General features: G+C 44.9%; 7 protein-coding genes. 1 reads left to right on the top strand and 6 read right to left on the bottom strand.

The genetic code is table 11. From position 1 onward, the window contains the following. Positions 1 to 226: 226 nt before the first annotated feature. Positions 227 to 505, bottom strand: coding sequence for an HU family DNA-binding protein (locus tag Q0499_RS17280; RefSeq protein ID WP_299201911.1), 279 nt, complete (start codon positions 503 to 505; stop codon positions 227 to 229). A gap of 14 nt (positions 506 to 519) precedes the next feature. Next, complete coding sequence (locus Q0499_RS17275) at positions 520 to 1,218, bottom strand: Yip1 family protein (protein ID WP_299201908.1); 699 nt, start codon at positions 1,216 to 1,218, stop codon at positions 520 to 522. A 77-nt stretch (positions 1,219 to 1,295) separates the two neighbouring features. On the opposite strand from Q0499_RS17275, the gene Q0499_RS17270 reads away from it, so the two are divergent. Continuing rightward, entirely contained in the window at positions 1,296 to 2,147 is an 852-nt protein-coding gene (locus Q0499_RS17270; RefSeq protein WP_299201905.1) for a hypothetical protein, read from the top strand. Between the two features lie 63 nt (positions 2,148 to 2,210). Here Q0499_RS17270 and Q0499_RS17265 read toward each other — a convergent pair whose 3' ends face one another. Genes Q0499_RS17265 through Q0499_RS17250 form a run of 4 tightly spaced genes read right to left on the bottom strand, consistent with a single transcriptional unit; the run spans position 2,211 to position 7,387 of the window. Beyond that, positions 2,211 to 2,447: a hypothetical protein gene (locus Q0499_RS17265; protein WP_299201902.1), complete on the bottom strand. Its 237-nt coding sequence runs from the start codon at positions 2,445 to 2,447 to the stop codon at positions 2,211 to 2,213. After that, positions 2,447 to 5,518: a hypothetical protein gene (locus Q0499_RS17260; RefSeq protein ID WP_299201900.1), complete on the bottom strand. Its 3,072-nt coding sequence runs from the start codon at positions 5,516 to 5,518 to the stop codon at positions 2,447 to 2,449. Before Q0499_RS17260 ends, Q0499_RS17265 begins: the two co-directional genes overlap by 1 nt. 2 nt (positions 5,519 to 5,520) lie before the next feature. Next, the gene (locus Q0499_RS17255) at positions 5,521 to 6,750 is read right to left on the bottom strand and encodes a hypothetical protein (RefSeq protein WP_299201897.1); all 1,230 of its coding nucleotides are present in this window, start codon (positions 6,748 to 6,750) and stop codon (positions 5,521 to 5,523) included. Then, positions 6,740 to 7,387, bottom strand: coding sequence for a hypothetical protein (locus Q0499_RS17250; protein WP_299201894.1), 648 nt, complete (start codon positions 7,385 to 7,387; stop codon positions 6,740 to 6,742). The genes Q0499_RS17255 and Q0499_RS17250 overlap by 11 nt, the downstream gene beginning before the upstream one ends.

The following is a 7,387-nucleotide window of genomic DNA, read 5'->3' as shown; positions in this document are numbered from 1 at the left end:
ATTGAAATCGTTTTTTGGCCATCCGGATTTGGCTTATATCTCCGGGTAATGTTCGCTTACTTTATTTCGAATTAGTAGCTGCTGCTGAAAACGAGAACGAAACTTTACGGAAGAAAATTATAGAGCTGGTAAAGAAACAACACCAATAACGAAAGAGGCCTGAGCTTGCCATAACTCAAGCCGGTCTTCGCCCTGGGGCCATACATGCGCTGATGCGCTGGCGGTGCTAGTCACCATTAAACATATCACTGTAATCTTTTGTCGGAGTAAACACCGGCTTTGACTGAGCCGGAATAGGAACAGATTCCCCAGTTTTAGGATTCCGGCCGATTCTTGCTGCACGTTCTTTCACTTCAAACCGTCCAAAGCCCGTTATTGTCACTGCCTCTCCTGATGACAACGCAGTGTGTAGCACCTCGGGTAATACCGCCATCGTTTTTCTAACAACGGAAACAGGAATGTCTGCAGCCTTCGAGATTTCTTTAATAAGCTCACTACTGTTCATAGACCGATTGCTCTTTAACCAAAAATTGTTGCCATGAAAGCATAGAAAAAGATGGAAATGATCGCGCAGATAATTGCCAACGCGAAAGTCTTAAAAAAGTTGAGTTGCTGAACAACCTGGATACAGATAAACGTCAGTATTGCTTGCCATACCATGACACCCACTTGAACAAAAACAAGATAGAGCAGTACCCGGTCTAAAACAGGCTCTCTTACCTGTACGTCTGCATCCAGAGAAAAGAATTCAGGCCCTACAATCGCATAACGCAGACCCCAGACCAGCATCAAGACAATGCTCGGTACGGATGACCATCCCCAGGCCTGTATCAGATCACGGTAACTTGCTCGGCCAGAAAACAACCTTCCCACACCTCTAATTATTGCCAGAAGGACCAGACTGGTAATCAATGTGCCAATACCACCAGCTGAGGTGACTATTACAAAGTGTTGGATACTTGCTGATTCAGGAAGAGAAATATAAGTATTCAGGGACTGGGCGATACCGGCGATAAATATCAATAACACCGCATATTTAATTGGATAATCCAAATCTAATATTTTACGAATCGTTATCTTTGGCTTATGCATCATCCCTAACACTGGCCGTAATGCGTAGTGTTCAGCCTCTTTAATGCAGCGTAAAGCATCCTCTTCAACGCGCTGATCTATTTCGTCCGGACCGTTAGGTTTCATATCAATAATTGGAATCGACAAGTAGCACACCATTTGCGTAACGTTTATATTAGTTTACTATATAGCATATTCGTACAATTTTACACAGACGGTTAATCATGGAAAGCAGGCTTCAATTACTGAATGGACCATCATCTCCAATTGAACTGGAAATACAGGATATATTGGAGAAAGCCGGGGTTGATCCGACATACGCTAAGCAGCACCGCCTGAAAGGCCTGGAGCTGTACAAAGAGACACTAAAGAAGAAGATGGACGGTCTCACTTCACAGTTCAGCAAACGTCCCTATGATTACCATGTCAGGATCCGCGAAGCTCTTCATGCAGAGCACCTACAAACCAAAATAGCCTCGTTAGATAAAGTAATAATTCCCTATACACGACAGGATATTGCAAAGCATATTCCATGGATCAAAAGCATCTACAACAGCCGGAAAAAGCATGAGGTTGTCGTCGAGATATGGTCAACAATTGGCAATAATTACACTGAAAAAACATCAAACTTATCACTGTCATATAGCTCCGGAGGCTTCCAGGCTGAGCATTCTTTAACACTTGAGATTTTTCGCGGTTCACCCTACCTGATAACAGATTCTACTGCTCTCATGTTCGAGGGTTTTGATTACAAGGAAATCAGCTGGGATGAACATTTAATTGCAGAATATCATCAAGCAGTAAACCAGCTTGCTCAAATAGATTATGAGTTGAGCACAATCGATTTAGGCATATCCCCCTCGCTCGGTGCGAACGGCCACGAAACGCTTATCTCTATTCTGAATCAGAAAGGTTATCCGTACATTGAAAGTCAGCGCCTGGCCGTGCTTTTAGGGTTCATATTGGATTTGCAGGGACTCAGCGGCTTGAAGAAGATCAACAGCCAACTGCATGATATCTACTGTGAATATAGTGGCCACATTTTACGAAATTTCAGTAATCTGGAATTAGCTTGACCGGATCTGCTCGGCTTCTCTGCTATTTTGCCCCGCCTACCAAGCGGGGCTTTTTTTTGCTGCTTAAATGACCTTCTTCACAACGAATGGCTTCTTCAGTTGCCTCGGGCCTGCATAATGAATTACCTCAAAACGGAACGCCGGTAATTCTCCCTCTAACCTTTCGGTATCAATATGAGTAAACGAGATAAGGTCCAGGCCTGAATTTATTACCCAGTCACGCAGTCTATCCTCCGCTTCAGGTAAGGTTACAGCACTGATCTTTTTCTCAATAGCTGGCTCTAAATTGGTATCTCGCATTATGCAGCTCCCCTTAATTCATTTTCATAAATTGTTCTGCCCGATCTAATAATATTATCGGTAATTGCCTGGATGACATCCTTATTCTCATTAATTTCCCTGTTATCCATCAACCCCATATCTTCTGTGATTGACAGTCGCTGTATACGGGTATCATATTCAGCCCCTATGGAACCAGAAGGGTACATTTTTGCCAACAATCGACGCCCAAGTACATCCCCAAAAACGTCATAAACAGAGCCTCGCACAAGGGCATCTTTGTTCCGTGTCGAAAGCCCCCAGAGCTTTTCTGGCCCCATTCTTAAATTAAGCAGTAGACTGTACTTTTGTTCATCTGCATCAATCTGAACCAGCAACCAAGCACCCTCCCGACCAGGAGGGCGTATACGATCAATGATCAGCGTTCTTTCAGTATCTGTAAGCTTTAATTTAGCGGCCACATCATCAACTGATTTGTCTTCAAATCCACAAATAAACCGGCCTGTGCTGAACTTAATAACCCGCTCCGGCATCTCTACGATGTCCTGAGAAGAAAGAATCAATCCTATCTCCCACTTCCGGCCTTCGTTCGTAACCTTCTCAAGCAAGGCGTTAACCTGACCAATACCTCCAAATCGCTGAAGCTCGTCGCAAGCAAATACGTTTGGCGTTTGCCGAATGGTCTTAATGCGTGGTCGATGGTAAGAGTGGTATTTTTCAGGGATGTCAGTCAGCCGTTCCTCTTTCCAGAAAAAGCGAGAAGTCAGAATACGCGCTGCCATCAAAAACGATATTGCACCCTGCTTTCTTAAAGCGAAATCATCTTTACTTGCCCTCGGCACCACTTCTTCCAGATCTAAAGAAATAATCCGAGCTTCACCCAAATCTAATTCAGTGGTGTATGACAGCATCGGGTATTTCTCAACTAACTCACCAATCGTCCGTGCAAAGTAATCTACAAGGGGCATCCCGGATTTAACGGTCCCCGGATATTCCTGCCGAATTTCATCACGGGACGCAACTGCGGCAAGAAATGGCAAGGTAGGCGCAGCAAAACGCTGGACTAAACCGGCTTCACGGTAGTGGCCGGTGCTGTGAAGCTGATCAAAAATATCCCACCAGGTATCATCCTCAGTGGGCGTGACATTAAGTTTTTCAAGCACTTTTGAAATAGCAGGCCAGTGTTTATCGTTGCGGCGGTTTTTTCGATAATACTCAGGATCCGATTTTGAACCTGTCTCTGACTTCATCCGATATGCAAGCTTCAGTACTGCCCGGATCAGACCTGGCAGATCTGAATTCAGCTCACCGGTTCGATCATCACTAAACATCAGCTCCAGCATATTGGCAATTTCATCAAAGTGCTCAGATAAAGGGGCTCGCAACCCATAATCGGGTTCTAAAAAGTTGTAGGAATCGGCTTTCCGATTGCGCATACGATGATAAATAGCATAGTGCTTTTTACCCTCCGGCAAGATTGATTGAGCAAGTTGTATAAATCCAAGTGAGGATGTCCCTACATCAGAAATACCGATATTGGGTATATCGTTTGAAGAAGATGTCAGACAAGTAAGCATATTGTTAAGTGTTGCGGATTTCCCAAATCCAGGCTCACCCAGCAATAGGTAAATATGGTGACGCATTATATTGTAATCAAAGGGCTGGAACGGAATCAGCCTACCGTCATCGGTACGGAAACACATAGATCCGGTCTCGAACGGCATTGTGGGCCGAGTTATCGGCATCGAATAAAGCACATCTGACAGAGGTCCGACTGCTGCAGGAGCCACACTTGCCCGACGATACGCTGGTAAAGTCGATGTAAAGCCCTCCAGAGCCTCTTCTTTCAGAAAGTATGCGTCAGCCTTATTCCACCCATTAATAACCTGTAGCAGCTTGTCAGCACGGACATTAAGCTGCTGCAGTTGATCGGCATCAGCCCAAGTAGTAAAGCAGATCTGAATCGAGGTTTCTGCCTCCCGGTTTTGATCAACATATTTCTGAACTCTGGCAATTTCATCCCTTACCGTTTTCGTCATAGACGGGATCGGTAGTATTGTTAGCAATGAAGCCAGCGCATACTTTCCTGCAACCAGGCTTCTCCCTTCTGAGCGGAGTAACCCCGCGAAGCGAAGAGGAATATCTTGTTTGCCTGCATCCTTCAATAACTTACTAAAAGGAACTGGACCATTCGGCATTATCCGTAACGCTATCACCTTGTAGATCTTGTTTCCGACCTTCATGACATCATCTGGCCAACCATTCCTTTCAGGCTCAACTGGCCATACCTGACGGCCAATCTTTGGCGGTAAAAACACAGAGGGGCCTTCGGTGGTTTCCCTCCCGGGCTCTGCCGGATAGAAGAACTTGGATCGGTTATTACCGGCCAGTAACGGCTCCCATTGATCATCTGTTTTTCTAGCATCGATACAACGCCTGATATTCCTTGCCATCTCAGCGCCGGTTAAACGCCTGACAGAAAATTTCTGCTGTTTGAAGATCTCCAGCACACGATTAACCATTGCCTCATGTACAGAGCTTCGAGCTGCAAAATGATTGACACCATTAAGGCTTTGCTTACCTGGGGCAGTCATTTGTCTTTCAAAACGGGGAGGTAGTTTTTCTCTATCGGGAATATGCGAAGACACTTTACGGTTAGTCCAGCAAGCCAGCCAGCATCGCTCAACGTGGGAAACTTTCTCTAATACACCGTTGCTTTCTTCGATGAGGCTTTCATTCGTTAGACCCAGTGCAGCTGAAGCGGATCGGGAAGGCATGGAAATGTATTCAAGCTCCCGGGCAACAAGATCAGGGTCATTACTACTCTCATAAAAGAAACCAATATCGACCTGTTTTGACATAAAGTATGGGGTAAGCAGATCAGTTAGCTCTTTAACATTCTCCTCATGCTCAACCATACCGATAAAGTGGCGGCAACCTCGTAACTCAATGACCGACACTAAGGACCGATCGTCACACGTAAATACTCCCGTATTCCCAATTGCTAAATTCAAATCGCAATCTCGGCCGGGATGCTCAAGGCGAGAGAATGTATCTACAATCCCGTCGAAAATACTCATTAAACTACCCATGCTTATTCTCCCGTTCCTGCCAGAATATAGTGATTAAGTTCCATAATTCCTCTGCTATCTCCCTTCACTGCAAGAGACATAAATACTGAATACGAGTCACCTGTATCATCTCTGAAGCTAATCCCTAGATCGGTACTGGAAATTAAATAGCGAAGCTGAACCAGAATCTCCAGTAACTCTTCGCGTCTGGTCGCTGAAAGTTGGTTTGGATGCTCACTTAAAGCAATTCGCCCACCCCCGTAACCCATAATTTTGTAGTCGTGTTTAATTAGCATTTCGGATGCGTCCAACGCTTCCATTCTGACCAATGAAGCTAAATATGCTTCCGATAAGTTGAGCGCATTGGCTGAGTACCCCAGGACATCACCTAATAAGCTATCGTAAATAAGAAAGAGCGAATAAGCCGCTTGCTCTTGGATAGATCGCACTGATGACACGCAATTACGGCCAAAGTCATACCGAGTAGACAATGTTGAAAAATGCTTAGCTGTGATAACTGTTTTCAATGCTGGAAGCTCACCAGTTAAGGCGATAAGGTGTTTTAGCTCTGGCACTGACATCCATAGCGAACCATTTCTAATTCGTTGTCTGACAGACCATAGCTCTACATTAAGGATCTGTTCAAGATCAGAGGGTCTATCAATTTCAACGAACGCAATTTCTGACTCCTTACTGAGTACCTGCTCCAATCTCACCCACCCTCCTTCCATTATCCTAAATCCGGATACGGGGTAACGAGAGTTTGAAATATCCAAGTAGAGAGAGGCCGGGTTTCTGTAAATAAAGAAGGGATTACTTCGATTATCCGTTTCTAGGTAACAGAAACGCTGTGACAGCGATTGCAGTGCAAGTTTTAGGGCTTTATTCGTGACTCGATTACGACTATTTGATATAAGCCTGGTTGATTCGTAAGACGCTGGCTGAACGTATTCCTGATGCTTATCCCATGTCCAACCCAGCAACGCCTGAAGTACTTGAACTTTGTCCCTGGGGGATAAATGACTGAGGCCAAGATCAGAGATAATAGTACTCAGTTTCTTTTGAAAATAGTTCTCAGGTTTCAGACGGAATTTACCCGAGTGAAACTGCTTTAATGCGGTGTCCTCAATATCTGTTAACCAAAAATCATCGCCCGGTAACTGAGATGTTTTGCTAAATTCAAAAAGCTCTCCAGATGCAGATGCTGCTACCCCAAAATCGAATAGCGCTAAACCTATCCCTCTATTCACCATTCCCGTCTTCCAGCTGCTGTGCCGCTACATTCAGGGCTTGAAAAGAATTGGTATATCGGCTCTCAACACTTGCCGCCCAAAACCGGATAGCATCTTCGTAAGGTGCCAGGTCAAATCTGAACCGTAGTTTATGGAGATAGGCCTGAGATGAAGGTTTCCAGATCATTTGATTCATCATTTCAGCTAGCCGTGAGGGCTCTCCATCCCAACCAATTGACGACCATGACTCAGGTCGAGTATCAATAGCATTCAGAAAGCGCTCAGAAGCTTTTTTAAGATCCCCCCACTGATCGCTTTCTCGAAGTGCCACGGAGTATGAGACACGCAACAGCGCGTTTATTTGCCCTTGTTTTGCCCAGCCTAGTTCTATGAAGCTACCTTTCCCATTCAGGTTATCTAAGCTATTCAGGTCTGCACACATTTCGCAGAGGCATACCCAATTAGAGGGCTCTGAATTTGAGTGTGTATTTCTGTTACAGATAACGAAATGCCCGAGAGGTGTATGAGGAGTAGGATTCACTACCAGACGGCAGTATTGGCACCGATTGTTAAACCGATCCAGAACCCGCAGAGCGGATTCCAGATCGATCTCTTTACCGATTACCAGTGGGTTGGACCAGTTACCGAATAAATTCAT

The organism is uncultured Amphritea sp. (assembly GCF_937127095.1).
In the GTDB taxonomy this organism is placed as follows: domain Bacteria; phylum Pseudomonadota; class Gammaproteobacteria; order Pseudomonadales; family Balneatricaceae; genus Amphritea.
The sequence above is the reverse complement of the archived record's forward strand: the minus strand, read 5'-3'. Positions and strand labels throughout refer to the sequence as shown.